10 protein-coding genes and 1 riboswitch are annotated in these 14055 nt (G+C 72.0%); of the genes, 2 read left to right on the forward strand and 8 right to left on the reverse strand.

The features are described 5' to 3' along the window. Window positions 1–16: 16 nt before the first annotated feature. Window positions 17–1924 carry a translational GTPase TypA gene (typA, locus tag ACGWYJ_RS04675; protein WP_395104310.1) on the reverse strand — a complete coding sequence of 636 codons (1908 nt, stop codon included), beginning with the start codon at window positions 1922–1924 and terminating at the stop codon, window positions 17–19. A 196-nt stretch (window positions 1925–2120) separates the two neighbouring features. Beyond that, window positions 2121–2268: riboswitch (cyclic di-AMP (ydaO/yuaA leader) on the forward strand. A gap of 6 nt (window positions 2269–2274) precedes the next feature. On the opposite strand from typA, the gene ACGWYJ_RS04680 reads away from it, so the two are divergent. Next, window positions 2275–3333: a C40 family peptidase gene (locus tag ACGWYJ_RS04680; RefSeq protein ID WP_395104311.1), complete on the forward strand. Its 1059-nt coding sequence runs from the start codon at window positions 2275–2277 to the stop codon at window positions 3331–3333. Between the two features lie 22 nt (window positions 3334–3355). Here ACGWYJ_RS04680 and ACGWYJ_RS04685 read toward each other — a convergent pair whose 3' ends face one another. After that, complete coding sequence (locus ACGWYJ_RS04685; RefSeq protein WP_395104312.1) at window positions 3356–3748, reverse strand: (deoxy)nucleoside triphosphate pyrophosphohydrolase; 393 nt, start codon at window positions 3746–3748, stop codon at window positions 3356–3358. 46 nt (window positions 3749–3794) lie between these two features. Continuing rightward, on the reverse strand, window positions 3795–4571 hold the full coding sequence (locus ACGWYJ_RS04690; RefSeq protein WP_395104313.1) for a Mut7-C RNAse domain-containing protein: 777 nt from the start codon (window positions 4569–4571) through the stop codon (window positions 3795–3797). Between the two features lie 166 nt (window positions 4572–4737). Here ACGWYJ_RS04690 and ACGWYJ_RS04695 point away from each other — a divergent pair, with 166 nt between their 5' ends. Further along, on the forward strand, window positions 4738–5142 hold the full coding sequence (locus ACGWYJ_RS04695) for a YkvA family protein (RefSeq protein ID WP_395104314.1): 405 nt from the start codon (window positions 4738–4740) through the stop codon (window positions 5140–5142). Between the two features lie 17 nt (window positions 5143–5159). On the opposite strand, the gene ACGWYJ_RS04700 is transcribed toward ACGWYJ_RS04695, so the two are convergent. From ACGWYJ_RS04700 to ACGWYJ_RS04720, 5 genes are all read right to left on the reverse strand, one after another. Continuing rightward, on the reverse strand, window positions 5160–6230 hold the full coding sequence (locus ACGWYJ_RS04700) for an NlpC/P60 family protein (protein WP_395104315.1): 1071 nt from the start codon (window positions 6228–6230) through the stop codon (window positions 5160–5162). Continuing rightward, complete coding sequence (locus tag ACGWYJ_RS04705; protein ID WP_395104316.1) at window positions 6227–6910, reverse strand: hypothetical protein; 684 nt, start codon at window positions 6908–6910, stop codon at window positions 6227–6229. The genes ACGWYJ_RS04700 and ACGWYJ_RS04705 overlap by 4 nt, the downstream gene beginning before the upstream one ends. Beyond that, entirely contained in the window at window positions 6911–9178 is a 2268-nt protein-coding gene (locus ACGWYJ_RS04710; RefSeq protein ID WP_395104318.1) for a type IV secretion system protein, read from the reverse strand. It lies immediately after the preceding gene. Window positions 9179–9324: 146 nt separating this feature from the next. Continuing rightward, window positions 9325–11835, reverse strand: a complete 2511-nt coding sequence (locus tag ACGWYJ_RS04715; protein WP_395104319.1) for an ATP-binding protein — start codon at window positions 11833–11835, stop codon at window positions 9325–9327. A 316-nt stretch (window positions 11836–12151) separates the two neighbouring features. Then, complete coding sequence (locus ACGWYJ_RS04720) at window positions 12152–13093, reverse strand: MinD/ParA family protein (protein ID WP_395104467.1); 942 nt, start codon at window positions 13091–13093, stop codon at window positions 12152–12154. Window positions 13094–14055: the final 962 nt, after the last annotated feature.

The following is a 14055-nucleotide window of genomic DNA, read 5'->3' on the forward strand; positions in this document are numbered from 1 at the left end:
CGGGCGTCGGCGGTGGCTAGGCGTTGGCGGCGGCCCTCTTCGCCCGCGCGCGGCTCCTCTCGCGTTCCTTGGCGTCCAGGACGACCTTGCGCAGGCGGACGGCGGACGGCGTGACCTCGACGCACTCGTCCTCGCGGACGAACTCCAGCGCCTCCTCCAGGGACAGCAGCCGGGGCGGCGTCAGCGACTCGGTGGCCTCGGCGGTGGAGGAGCGGATGTTGGTCTTCTGCTTCTCCTTGGTGATGTTGACGTCCATGTCGTCGGACCGGGAGTTCTCCCCGACGATCATGCCTTCGTAGACCTCGGTGGTGGGGCCGACGAAGAACGTCCCGCGCTCCTGGAGGTTGATGATCGCGTACGCGGTGGCGGCGCCGTGCCGGTCGGCGACCAGCGAGCCGGACGGACGGGTGCGCAGCTCGCCGAACCAGGGCTCGTAGCCCTCGAAGACATGGTGGGCGATCCCGGTGCCGCGGGTCTCGGTCATGAACTCGGTGCGGAACCCGATCAGGCCGCGCGCCGGGACCAGGAACTCCATCCGGATCCAGCCGGTGCTCTGCCGCCTCGTGGGGGACGACCCCCCCGACCCCCCGATGTTCCCGTAGTTGGTCATCTGCTCCATCCGTCCCTTGCGGACGGCCATGAGCTGGGTGACCGCGCCCAGGTGCTCCTCGGGGATGTCGATGGTCAGCCGCTCCACCGGCTCGTACCGCTTGCCGTCGATGTCCTTGGCGACGACCTGCGGCTTGCCGACGGTCAGCTCGTAGCCCTCCCGGCGCATGTTCTCCACCAGGATCGCCAGCGCCAGCTCGCCACGGCCCTGCACCTCCCAGGTGTCGGGACGCTCGGTCGGCAGGACGCGCAGGGAGACGTTGCCCACCAGCTCCCGGTCGAGCCGGTCCTTGACCAGCCGGGCGGTGACCTTGGTGCCCTTCTCCCGGCCCGCGAGGGGGCTGGTGTTGGTGCCGATGGTCATCGAGATGGCCGGCTCGTCCACCGTGATCAGCGGCAGCGGGCGCGGGTCGTCCGGATCGGCCAGGGTCTCACCGATCATGATCTCGGGGATGCCGGCCAGCGCGATGATGTCGCCGGGCCCGGCCTCGTCGGCGGGCTTGCGGGTGAGCGCCTCGGTCATCAGCAGCTCGCTGATCCGGACCCGTTCCACGCTGCCGTCACGCCGGCACCAGGCGACCTGCTGGCCCTTCTTGATCGTCCCGGAGTGGACGCGGCACAGCGCGATCCGGCCCAGGTAGCTGGAGGCGTCCAGGTTGGTGACGTGCGCCTGGAGCGGGGCGTCGGGGTCGTAGGACGGCGCGGGGATGGTGCTCTTGATCACCTCGAACAGCGGCTCCAGGTCGGCGCTGTCGGGCAGCTCGCCGTTGCCGGGCTTGGTGAGGGACGCGCGGCCGGCCCGCCCGGAGGCGTAGACGATCGGGAAGTCGATCTGGTCCTCGTCGGCGTCGAGGTCCATGAACAGCTCGTAGGTCTCGTCCACGACCTCGTCGATGCGGGCGTCGGCGCGGTCGGTCTTGTTGACGACCAGGATCACCGGGAGCCGCGCGGCCAGCGCCTTGCGCAGCACGAACCTGGTCTGTGGCAGCGGGCCCTCGCTGGCGTCCACCAGCAGCACCACGCCGTCCACCATGGACAGCCCGCGCTCCACCTCGCCGCCGAAGTCGGCGTGGCCGGGGGTGTCGATGATGTTGATGGTCATCCCGGCGTGCCGGACGGCGGTGTTCTTGGCCAGGATCGTGATGCCCTTCTCGCGCTCCAGGTCGCCGGAGTCCAGGACGCGGTCGTCCACGTCCTGGTTCTCGCGGAACGCGCCGGACTGCCAGAGCATGGCGTCGACCAGCGTCGTCTTGCCGTGGTCGACATGGGCGACGATCGCGACGTTCCGGAGGTCATCGCGCGTGGAGATGGGCATGCGGGCTCGCCTTGGGGTCAGGTTCGGGGATCGCCGCAGACGCGCGGCCTTCTCAGTCTACTTGGCCGGACGGGGTCCTGCGCGGCCTCCGGTCACCCTTTCGCCCCATCCGGTGGATTTGGTCTATTTGGCCACTTTTGCCGGTTCTCTGTACAGTCCTGCAGATCCGGTCGTTCGGCGTCCCGCCCCCGGGACGACGGCCGGACCGCCGAGTCCCGCAAGGGAACCGGGGACCCAGAGCTAGCCCCGGGGTGAATCGGCGCGTGTGCCCGTGACGCGCGCCGTAGGGCGACTCCTGGCCCGAACCCGTCAGCTAACCCGGTAGGCGGAGAAGGAGAGGAGAGCACGGTTTGACACCGGCACCCCGTGAACGCCGTTTCGCCATGCCCGCCATCGCCTCCGCCGCCGTCGTCGTCTTCGGCGCCGGAGCCCCCATCGCCGCCCAGGCGGCCGTCCGTCCCGCGCACGCGCCGGCCGCCGCCTCCGCCGCCGCGCTCGCAGCGGCGCCTTCGCCCTCGGCCTCGTCCTCGGCCCGGACGTCCAGGAAGCCCACCGAGGGCGAGCTGCGCAAGCGGCTGGACGCGCTGAACACCGAGGCCGAGAAGCTCACCGAGCGCTACAACAAGGCCCGGGTCGACCTGGACAGGGCACGGCGCGCCGAGCAGGACGCCGCGAAGACGGCCGCCGCGCTGGAGGCCCAGGTCGCCCCGGCACGGCAGGAACTCGCCAGGCTCGCCGCCGCCGACTACATGACCGGCGGCCCCGACATGCTGTTCAGCGGCGGCGACACCGGCGGGCTCGCCGCCTCGGCCTACCTGGCCCGGAACCAGGCCGCCGTCGTCAACCGGCTCCAGGCGCAGATCGACCGGGCCAACGCCGCCCGCCGCGCCGCCGCCGCGCACACCGCCCAGGTCCGGCGGGCGGCGGCGGAGGCCGAGACCGCCCGCGCCGCCGCCAAGGCCAAGGTGGACGAGGTCACCAAGCAGCTCGACAAGCTGACCACCACCATCGCCAAGGACCCCCGCACCGGTCTCAAGGCCACCGTCAAGGGCTCCGGTCTGCCCGCCAAAATGGCCCGCAAGGCGCTCACCAAGCTCGGCAGCCCCTATGTCTGGGCCGCCGCCGGACCGAACAGCTTCGACTGCTCGGGACTGGTCGTCTGGGCGTACGCGCAGGTCGGCAAGAGCGGCCTCCCCCACTACACCGGCGCCCTGGTCAACGAGGGCACGAAGGTGAGCCGGGACCGGCTGCGCTCCGGCGATCTGGTCTACTTCGGCGCGAGCCTCCACCACATGGGCATCTACCTGGGCGACGGCATGTTCCTGCACGCCCCGCAGACCGGCGACGTGGTCAAGATCTCGAAGCTGTCGGACCGTTCCGACTTCGCCGCCGCCAACCGCATCGAGTGACCCTTCACGGCGCTCGGGGCGCTCAGGGCGCGGCGTTCAGCAGATGGGGGCGGACGGCCTCCACCACCGGGAGGTCGCCGGGCAGCCAGTCCACCGAGTAGAGATCGTCGGGGCCGAGCCAGCGCAGCGCCAGATGCTCCAGCGGGCGCGGCTCGCCCTCGACGATCGCGGCCGTCCACACCCGCAGCACGCCGCCCAGGCTCAGCGGCCAGTCCGCGCCGATCCGGGCGGTCAGCGCGATCCGGATGCCCAGCTCCTCGGCGCACTCGCGGAGCAGCGCGTCCTCGTCCGACTCCCCGGGATCGACCTTGCCGCCGGGGAACTCCCAGCCGCCCGCCAGCTCCTCCGGCTCCGCCCGCTGCGCCGCGAGCAACCGTCCACCGGCGATGATCGCCGCTCCGACCACGGTGTTCATGGCGCCGACCTCCGGGTGTCCATGGCGTCGATGCCGGGGTCGCCGCTCAGGATGCCGCTCCTTCCCGGTACCCGGCCATGGGGGCGGGCCGGACGGCGCCGACGACCCGGATCGCGTCCTGGACGATCTGTTCCAGGTGACCCCCGTGGGCGCCCCTCCAGTAGACCTGGCCGCACTCGGTGCAGCGGCCGTACACGTCGTAGCTGCGGCGCGTACCGTCCTCCAGGTCGCGCTCGACCTCTTCCTTGTCGACCGCGACCAGCACGCCGTTGCACGCGGTGCAGCGCGTCCAGGGAGCAAGCGGAGGCGCGAACCGTTCCAGCAGGTCGTGCAGCTGGTCGTCGGGGCGGGACCCGCGCACGTACGCGCCGAACCACAGGGCGCGGCGGCGCAGGAGGCCACGGTCCTGGGTGAGCAGGACACGGCGCTCCTCGTTCGCCTGCACCACGAGCGCGGGGTCGTCCATGTCGTTGTGGTACGCGGTGTCGAGTCCGAGCAGGCGCATGCGGCGAGCCAGCGTGCCGAGGTGGACGTCCAGCAGGAAGCGGGGCGCGGTCTGGCCCTCGTCCAGCGGGACGGGTTGCGGCCTGGGCACGGCCTCGACGCTCACCTCGGTGCCCGGGGCGGGCTGGTGCGCGGGACCGACCGGCTCGCCGTCGACGGTGAGCGGGCCGATCTCGGTCAGCGGCACGCCCAGCGACTCCACGATGTGGCCCACGGTCGACGTGCCGTCGTGCGCGACCGTCTGCCGTTCCTGCCGCCGCGCGGCGGGAAGGAACCTCAGCAGGTCGCTCGCGACCCGGACACTGATCTCGGATTCCACGCGGCCAGCATGCCACGCCGGAGCACGCGATCGTTCCGATTAACGGGCCGTTCACGGCATACCGCCGCACGGTGGTCGCGGGCGGCGTTCGGCCACAAGACGTCGACGTTCCTGGTCATGGCGGGCGCCGGTACGGTTGAACCACCCTTCCCGGAGGAGGAGTGTGGTGCGCGACTGGCTCATCGGGCTCGGCGCGGCGGCGGCGCTGATCGTCCTCTCCTGGGGCGTGCTCATCCTGCTGGCCCGGACGCTGCCGCCCGGCCTGGCCCGCGACCTGGCGGCCTTCCTGCCCGACTGCGCCACCACCGTCCGGAGGCTGCGGCGCGACCCCCGCGTGCCGAGGCGAGCCAAGTTCGCCATCGTGTTCGCGGGGCTGTGGGTGGCCGGCCCCATCGACCTCAGCCCCGAGTTCCTGCCGGTCATCGGCCCGCTGGACGACATCGTCGTGGTCGCGCTGGCGCTGCGGTACGCCGCCCGCCGGGTGCCCAGGGAGGTGCTCCTCGCCGCCTGGCCCGGCGAACCCCGGCTGATCGAACGGCTGCTCGGCCCGCGGCGCCTCACCCCCGGCTGACCGGCCGGGAAGGCCGGTCAGCCTCCGGTCTGGGCCCGGGCGGCCAGTTCCTCCACCCGGCGGCGCAGGTCGGGCCTGGCGAGCGGGCGTGTCGTGCCCACCCAGTCCGGGCGCCGGTACGGCTTGACGCCGATGTTGGGCGAGCACGTCGCGCAGCTCGCCACGATCATCTTGTTCTTGTCGATCACCATGCCGACATGGCCCGGACGGCCCGGCCCGGTGCCCGGACCCGAGTTGAAGAACACCAGGTCGCCCGGCTGCTCCTGCCCCTTGGCGATCTTCACTCCGAACGGCCACTGCTCGAACGTCGTACGCGGGATGGACAGGCCGACGCTGCGGTACGCGCCCTGCAGCAGGCTGGAGCAGTCCCAGGCGTCCGGGCCGTTGGCGCCGAACACGTACCGCTTGCCGCGCTGCGCCATCGCGAACGAGATGATCTGCTGGACGAGCTCGCTCGCGTTCGCCGGCAGCCGGTCGTCCTCGCAGTCGATGCCGTTGGACTGGACGATCGTGAAGTCGCCGCCGACGTACCGCTTCGCCCAGTCGAGCACCAGGTTCACGTAGTCCCACGAGTGGTTGTACATGAACAGGGCGGTGCGCATCCGCTCCGGGGCGCCGTTGTGCTTGAGGTAGCGGGCGGCGGACGGGATCGCGTCGTCCGGATCGTAGCGGTCCTTCTTGCCGTCCCCGTCGCCGTCCACGCCGAACGACCGGAACGTCGGCTCAAGGAACTGCATGGGGCCGCCCGCGCCCGCGTAGTTCTCGCCGCTGCTCACGCCCGGCAGCCGCGACGTGCCATGGCTGGTCTCGACCTTGCCGATCCCGGCGAGCACGTTCCACGGAATGCCGTACTCCGCGCCCGCCTTCTTGTAGAGCTCCAGGTAGTTCGCCGGGATCGCGCGGGCGTCCTGCGCCTCGGCGGGCTGCGCGCCGGCCTGCGAGGTGTCGACGCAGTTCGCGGCGCCCGCTCCGCCACCGCCGAACATGAACTGGCTGGCGCCGAACAGCACCGGGACGATCATCAGCGCGGCGAACAGCGTCCCGGCCGCGCCCAGCGCCGCCGCGAGCAGCAACCGGCGCCGGGTCATCCCGTGCCGCCTTCCTGCCCGGTGTCGCCCGTGCCGCCCGTGTCACCCGCCTGGCCCGTGTCCGCGGGAGCGAACGCGTACACCCGCAGCGTGCTGCCACTGCGCGCCACCGTCACCGCGTACTGCTCGCTCTCCTGCGCCTGCCTGCCGTCCTTGGTCACCTGCTGCTTGCCGGTGACCAGGAAGATGATCGAGTTGTCCTCGATGTCGCGGACCCGGTCGAGCGTGGCGCTGCCCTGCGCCACCACCCGCTGGCGCCGCCGCTCGTCCAGGATGCCGGGCGAGGCGGACGACCGCCGCAGCTCGACCAGCAGCTCCTCGGTCACCATCGGCGCCAGCCGGTCCGCGTACGCCTGCGGGTCCTCGTCGTACCGGTACGTCCCGTACGCGGCGGTGAAGCGCTGCGCCAGGCCCGCGGCCGTCGCGAACTCCTGGCGGGAGAAGGGCAGCAACCGGTACACGTCGAACTCGTTCGACGACACCGGCCCGGAGATCCCCGGCGGCGGCGCCGCGGGACCGGCCGGGCCGGCGGTCGCGGCGCGGGGCCCGCCCGCGTCGCCGTCCCCGTCACCCGAGCCGCCGGTGTCGGGGGCGGCCAGCGTCAGGTAGATCCCGACGACGGCCAGCACCACCACCAGCCCCGCGAACAACAACTTGCGCTGCCTGTCCGTCAGGTTCATCTAGTCGTTCCGCTCCGCATCCCCGTCCTCCACGGGACGCAGCCAGAACGGGAGCGGGGGCCCTTCACCGGAATCGCGCCGCCCCCACAGCGGCGGGGGCTGCGGCCTGCCACCGGCGCCCCTGTCCGAACTCGACGCGCCGCGCGGCTTCGGCACCCCGGGCGCGGGCTCACCGGGCCTGCTCGGCGCGGGCGCGCCACCGCCCCTGCCGCGGGACGGGGACGAGCCGCCGCCCGACCCGGACCCGCCGCCGCGTTCACGTCCACGTCCGCCGCCGAACCAGCCGCCGCCACCCGAGCCGCCGCCTCGTGAGGAGCCGTTGCCGCCGCCCGAGCCGTTCCCGCCGGAACCGCCGTTCGATCCGCCGCTGCCGGGACGCGCCGTCCACGACGTGGGACGGGCTGTGCCCGACCCCTTACCGGAGCCGCCGGAACGCTTCCCTCCGCCGGAGCCGCCCGAACCGCCGGACGATCCGCGCCCGAACGCACCCGCGAGCCCGCCTCCGCCGCCGTCACCGGAGGAACGGTCGGAACCGGCCGCGCCACCGTCACCGGACCCGCCGCGCGTCGGCAGGTTGAGCGGCGGGGCGCCACGCCGTGACCGTCCCTGGGCCGCCGCCGACACTCCCCCGCCGCGCGGCTTGGCCGCCAGCACGGGCGCCGCCTCCGGCGACGAGCCGTCGCCCGCCCCCGCCCCGGCGGCCCGCCGATCGATGCCCGCCCCGGCGGCCGGTCCCTCGCCGGGCACCGTGCCGGGCTCCACCGTTCCCTCGTTCCTGCCGACGCGGCCGAGCCGGTTGCCCATGCCCGGGACCAGCGCGCCCGCCACCGCCGCCGTGTTGGTGCGCGCCACCGCGACCGACTTGTCGAGCTGGCGCTCGCTCTTGGTCCGCTCGCCCATGGCCGAGTACCCGACGGCCGAGAACAGGTGCTGGAACGGCTTGCGGTAGACGAACGCCGCGAACGTCACCAGCGCGATCAGCAGGATCTGCAGGCCCCACGGCAGCGTCTCCCCGAGGATCAGCCCGTACGCCCACAGCAGCAGCGACAGCACGCCGATCAGCGCGGCCTGCTTGAGCAGCATGGACAGCAGCAGCTCCAGCCAGCGCACCGCGATCACCCGGCCGATGCCCGGATGGATCCCGATGCCCAGGAAGATCGGCCCGGCCACCAGCAGCAGCAGGAACGCGATCTTCACCACGATCAGCGCGATCGCGATCACCATGATCAGCAGCCCGGCCACCAGCGCGGCGAACAGCCCGCCGAACGCCACGGCCAGCCTGTTCTCCCAGTTCTTGCCCTGGAACAGCGGGTAGGTCCCGGCGTGGTTCTCCTTGATGTCGTTGGCCACGTCCTTGTAGGCGTCGGCCTTCTTCGCCAGGTCGACCTTCTGCCCGCCGTAGGTCTCGGTCAGGTCCACCGCCTGCGACCACAGCAGCTTGTCGGCGTTGTCCTTGACGATCTTGGCGTTGGGGTCGGTGGTGCCGAACTCGCCCATCAGCCACGGCTTGCACACCAGCGCCACCCACAGGCCGTTGGCGTTGCGCGTGGTCGAGTCCACGTTCGCCTGGCGCGTCGGATCGGGCTTGCCCGCGGGCGGCGGAATGCACGACGACCCCTTGGTGTCGCTCTGCGGCAGCGCCGCGTTGAACGCCGCGCTGGTCGCCTCCGACACCTTCGTCCCCAGCGTGGTGAAGTCGGCGGGCCGCGCCACCAGCCAGATCAGCGCCACCATCGCCGCGACCATCCAGATCACGCCCTCGGTGACCTTGCTGGCCCGCTTGCGCACCAGCCCCCACCAGGCCAGCCACATCGCGCCGAGGATCACCACCCAGGACCAGTACCGGGCGTTGAACGTGGACCCGATGTCGCTGATCACATCGTCCACGGTGTTCTTCAGCCAGCCCAGCAGCGACTCGGACGCGGCCGCCTGGTAGACGCTGATGGTGGTCCTGTCGATGGCCCGCACCAGCGTGAAGGTGGTGTTGGCCAGGGCGTTGCCCATCATCGCCATGGCGTCCGAGCAGCCCATGTCGACCGCGTACCAGTTCTGCCCGGCGGTCCCGTACCGGTCGTAGTAGGTCATCCGGTCGGCCGGGGTCCGCTTCAGCTCCTCGCTCGGGTAGTCGGGCGGCTTGATCATCCCGTCCGTGCCGGAGCCGTACTGCTCGGGCGCCGGGTTGTCGGCGGGACGGCACGGGTCGCCGCCGAACGGGCCCGCGCCCGCCATCGGCGACCAGCCCACCACGAACAGCGCCGCGATCACCATGAGCAGGACGGAACGACGTCCCCTCAGCCCGCGGCGCGTTCTTCTCCGTGTCCCGAGCGACGACGCGTCCAGGCCCTCCGCGGGGGAACGCTGCAACCGCCGCGTGGACGCACGGTTCCGGGAACCCTTGGGCTGAGCTCTTGAAATCACGTAACCCCACCTTGTCCCTGTGCGGCTTCGGCCCCCGTGATCGTGAGTTCGGCCGAGCCCGGACGGGACCGGGTCGGGTTGGTGTCCAGCCAGCGCCGCAGCTCCTCGGAGATCAGGTCCACGCCGATGCGTCCCGCGCGGCCGTCCAGGTCGCGGAAGATGCACTCGCCGTTGCCGAGGTTGCGCAGCACGGCCTTGTGCTCGTCGGAGGTCTCCACCCCCAGGAGAGACATCACGTTGCCGACCTCGATCCGCTCGGTGGAACGGAACGAGAACACCGACGAGAGGCAGTTGGTCACCTGTTCATTCAAGAGGTCCCCGGCGTTCTGGGACACCAGGATCAACGCAGTGTTGCGAGAACGGCCCATCCGCGAAACTTCCGGCACCAGCTTGGCGCCCTCCGGTGTCGATGTGATGGCCCACGCCTCGTCCAGGAAGATCGCCTTCGGCAGCCGGCGGTCGAGCCCGTGCATCAGCCGCCGCGCGAACTGCGACACCAGGTACATCAGCGCGACCGACAGCCGCTGCTCGTAGGAGTAGTCGTCGCGGGAGATCGCCACGTCCGGCAGGGTGAGGCCGCCGAGGGTGAACACGGTGGTCCAGCCCTCGGTGTCGATGCGCTCGCCCCCGTACGGGTCGAAGCACAACCGCGCCAGCCGCATCTCCGACATCGAACGCAGCACCGCGCCCAGGTTCTTGGACGCCGGGTCGTCCGACGACTCCAGATAGGAGACGACCCGTCCCAGCGAGGGACGCTCGGCGTTGGCGACCGCGCCGACCGCCTGGATCATCGCGGACTCGCGTTCCTCCGACATGCGCGGCAGCAGCAGCCGCAGCGTCTCGGTGGCCATCGTCTTCTTCGCCGCCAGGTCGTCCCCGAACGAGAACGGGTCGAGCAGGCCGGGCGCCGCCGACCCCAGCGGCAGGATGCGGGCCTTGCGCCCACGCGACTTCAGCAGCTCCACCAGGGACTCGGCGTCCCCCTTGGGGTCGATCGCGGCGACCGTCACCCCGCGCAACGCCATCTGGTAGATCAGCAGCAGCGCGAGCGTGGTCTTGCCGCCGCCCGGCTCACCGGTGATCGCCACCGCGGTGGGACGGTTGCGCGCCGCGGCCACCAGCGGGTCGAAATGCACGATGGACCGGGCGCGGCCCAGCGTCTCCCCGATGTACGGGCCCACCCACCCCTCGTTCTCCTGGTCGGGACGGTCGCCCAGGTCGACGGTCGCGGTCGGCATGCCACCCGCGATCGTGCGCAGCGGCTGCCGCTGCGCGTACGCGTTCAGCCGGATCCGGTCACCCGGCAGGCTCTCCAGGAACAGCGAGAACTGGTCGCCGGTGGAGTTCACCACGTCGATGCCGATGTCGCGGTAGTGCTCGACGACCGCGTCCACCCGCTGGGCCAGCAGCTCCTCGGACGGCGCCGACACGATCAGCCGGTGCCACCCGTACACGAACGGCAGCCGCTCCTTGGTGATGCCGTGCTCCAGCATCCGCGCCGCGTCGATCTGCTCGGCCAGCGCGATCGGCGCCTCCGCGCCCGCCTCACGGATGTGCTGGTCCATGTCGCGGGCGTGCGCCAGCTTGCGCGACACGTCCTTGGACGCCTTCGCCGGCGGGATCAGCTTCATCCGCGAACTGATCTCGACCGGGAACGGCAGCGCGTCGGCGTAGTGGAACCACGGCTCGCCATCGGGGAACGGCATCATGTCGGGGAACCGCGCGAACGACAGGTACGCCACGTACGACTGCGCGGTCGCGCTCGTCCCCACACCGGTGAAGTTGGGCTGCTCCACCCGCAGGTACGAGCGCCCGTTGTGGATCGCGCCCTCCACCAGCGCCTCGATCTCACCCTTGCCCCAGGTGCGGCGCGGCACCGCCGACGGCGGCGGATCGGCCAGCGACGCCGTCACCGCGTGCTGGAACAGCCACGCCAGCTCCGTCGACGCGGCGTGCCGCGCGTACAGCGCCGACCCGCCCAGCGCGCGGCCCACCCGTTCGGCCTGCTCCGTCCACCGCGCGATCTCCCGCTTGTCGATCGCGTCGTCGGAGATCCCCAGGACCTGCTCGCTGCGCTTGTAGAACCCGAGCCACTGCGACAGCACACCGCCGGACAGCTGCGCGCCCACCCCACGAGGGCCGAGCCGCACCCCCAGGTAGACCTCCTTCGTCCAGAAGTCCTTCGCCCAAACGTGCGCGTAGGTCTCCTCCAGGTACTCACGCCACCCCGGCCCGCCGTCGGACGTACGGTCCAGCGCCAGCGCCCAGTCGGCCGCCGGGTACGTACGATGCGCGATCCGCAGATGGATCTCCGCGTCCTGCATCCGGATCCCGGCCAGCGCGATGGTGATGTTGGTGGCCAGCGCCTCCCGCTCCTCGCCGGTGGTGAACTCGTACGACACCGTCGGCAACCGGAAGTACGCCCACGCGGCGTTGTCGGTGAGCAACACCCGATCGTCGAAGTACCGCACCGCCAGCCGGCTGGCCCGCGCCTTCGTCTTACTCATGCCCCCACCCCGCAAACACCCTGAAGCCCAACATCCACCCGCACACCGACAAACCCCGCCGCCGCATCACCACACGCCCCCGCGACAGGCGCGCCCGCTCCCTCGATGCTGCACGCGTGCAGCATTTCCACGTATGGCGGACAAGACGCGATGAACGTGCTCGCTCCTCCGTCGCCGCACGCGAACAGCGCTTCCACGCATAGCGGACAAGACGCGATGAACGTGCTCGCTCCTCCGTCGCCGCACACGTACAGCGCTTCCACGCATAGCGGACAAGACGCGATGAACGTGCTCGCTCCTTCGTCGCTGCGCGCGTTCATCGAGAAGCCTCCTGCTCCTGCTGAACATCCTGGTAACGCTCGGGGATGACGGTGAAGCCTCCGGCGACCACGCCGGCGAGCGCGAGGTAGGCGCGCCGGGTCGGCGCCCGCAGGGACTTCAGCTCGTTGCGCGGGGCCCGGTCCATGCTCAGGTGATCGTCCCACGGGATCCGCACCAAGGCGCGGCAACGCCCGCGGGCGACCGCCTCGGCCTGCTCGACATCGTCCATGCTGCGGCGGCTCACCCCGTTGATCACGGTCACGGCGCGGGTGCGCAGTTCCTCGTAGCCGTGGCCGTCCAGCCACTCGAACGTCATCGCCACCGCGCGGGGTGCGTCCGCGCTGGCCGGGGCGACCAGCACGATCTGGTCGGCGTACGGCAGGACCCGCGCGACCACGGCCGCCGCCGCGTCCAGCAGGGTGATCGAGTAGAACCGGTCCAGCGTGCGGATCGCGAGCGCGTAGTCGCGGTCGTCCAGCGCCTGCAGCGGGTTCTTGCCCGCCGCGATGACCTCCAGCCCGGACTTGGCCTGCGAGGTGTACCGGCGCATCGCGGTCAGGCTGCCGATCTGGTCGGCGCGCGTGATGAGCCCGGTCAGCGTCTCGTTGGTCTCGCTGCGCGTCCGCCGCGCCAGCGCACCGGGGCCGGGGTTGATGTCGATCGCGACGACCGGCTCCCCGTTGTGCTGGGCGAACGTGTGCCCCAGCATCAGCCCGGTCACGGTCTGCCCGGCGCCCCCCGTGCAGCCCAGCACCACGATGTGGCGGGTGCCCTGGAACGGCTGCTGCAACCTCTGCTGGTACTCGGCGTCGGCCTCACTGTGCCCGCCGCCCACCGCCTGGATCAGCCGGCGCAGCCCGCCCCCGCCATGCTGGTGCTCGGGCCCAGGCGGCGTGATCGCCGGCTCGGACGGCGGCGCGGCCGGTGGCGGCGGCAACGGCCTCCTCGGCGGAGCCGGTCGCACCGGTGACGCGGGCCCCGACCGCACCTCCCGCGACGGCGCCGGAGGCGGCGGCTCCTCCTGAACGGGCGGCGGCGGTGGCTCAGGCTCCGCCCGAGGCGCGGGAACGGGAGGCCACACCATCGCATCGGTGGTCGCCGGACGCAGCGGCCTCGACAACCCGTCCGACCATGGCTTGGGCACCCGCGGAGCCTCCGGCTCCTGCTCCTGCTCCGCCTCACGCCCGAACGCCCCGGGGACCATCGGAATGTCCGGCCGCGTCACCGGCGCGCCGCCCCCATGCTGCTGAACCGGAATGTCCGGCCGCGTCACGGGAGCAGAGCCCGCGCCCTCCCCATTCGGGAGGTACGCCGCGTCCCACTCCTCGGCTCCAACCGGCGCGTCCTCCGAGTCGACCGGTGTCCCCTCGACATCACCGGGCGCGCCACTGTCACGCGCCTCGGACTCAGCCGACCTCGCGACAGGCCTGTCTTCAGGAACGGGTGTACGCGACTCGGCGTCCGCATCACCATGCTCCGCACCCGCGATGGGCGCTCCCTCGACACCCACCGCGCTTGCACCGACTGCGCTACCGTCCCGCGTCCCGGAACCGAGCGCGCCCGCAACCTGCCGGTCGCCGGGCGCAGACGTTGTGCCCGGCTCGCCAGTTCCATCGCCGTGCGCCGCACCTACAGCGGGCGTCCGCTCAACACCGGACGCGCCATCACCACGCCTCCCAGAACCGGCCGCACCCACAACCCGACGATCGCCAGCAGCGGGCGTTGCACCCGACTCGGCAACCCCATCACCCTGTACCGCGCCCGCAACCGTCGCCCCCTCCGCAGAGGGCGTGCTTGGGCCAGCCACGCCACCACGTGCACCCGCAACACGACGGTCACCAGGGGCGGGCGTTGTGCCCGGCTGGCCAATCTCATCGGCGTACGCCGCGCCCGCAACCG

This window comes from Actinomadura sp. SCN-SB, assembly GCF_043906805.1.
GTDB lineage: Bacteria > Actinomycetota > Actinomycetes > Streptosporangiales > Streptosporangiaceae > Spirillospora.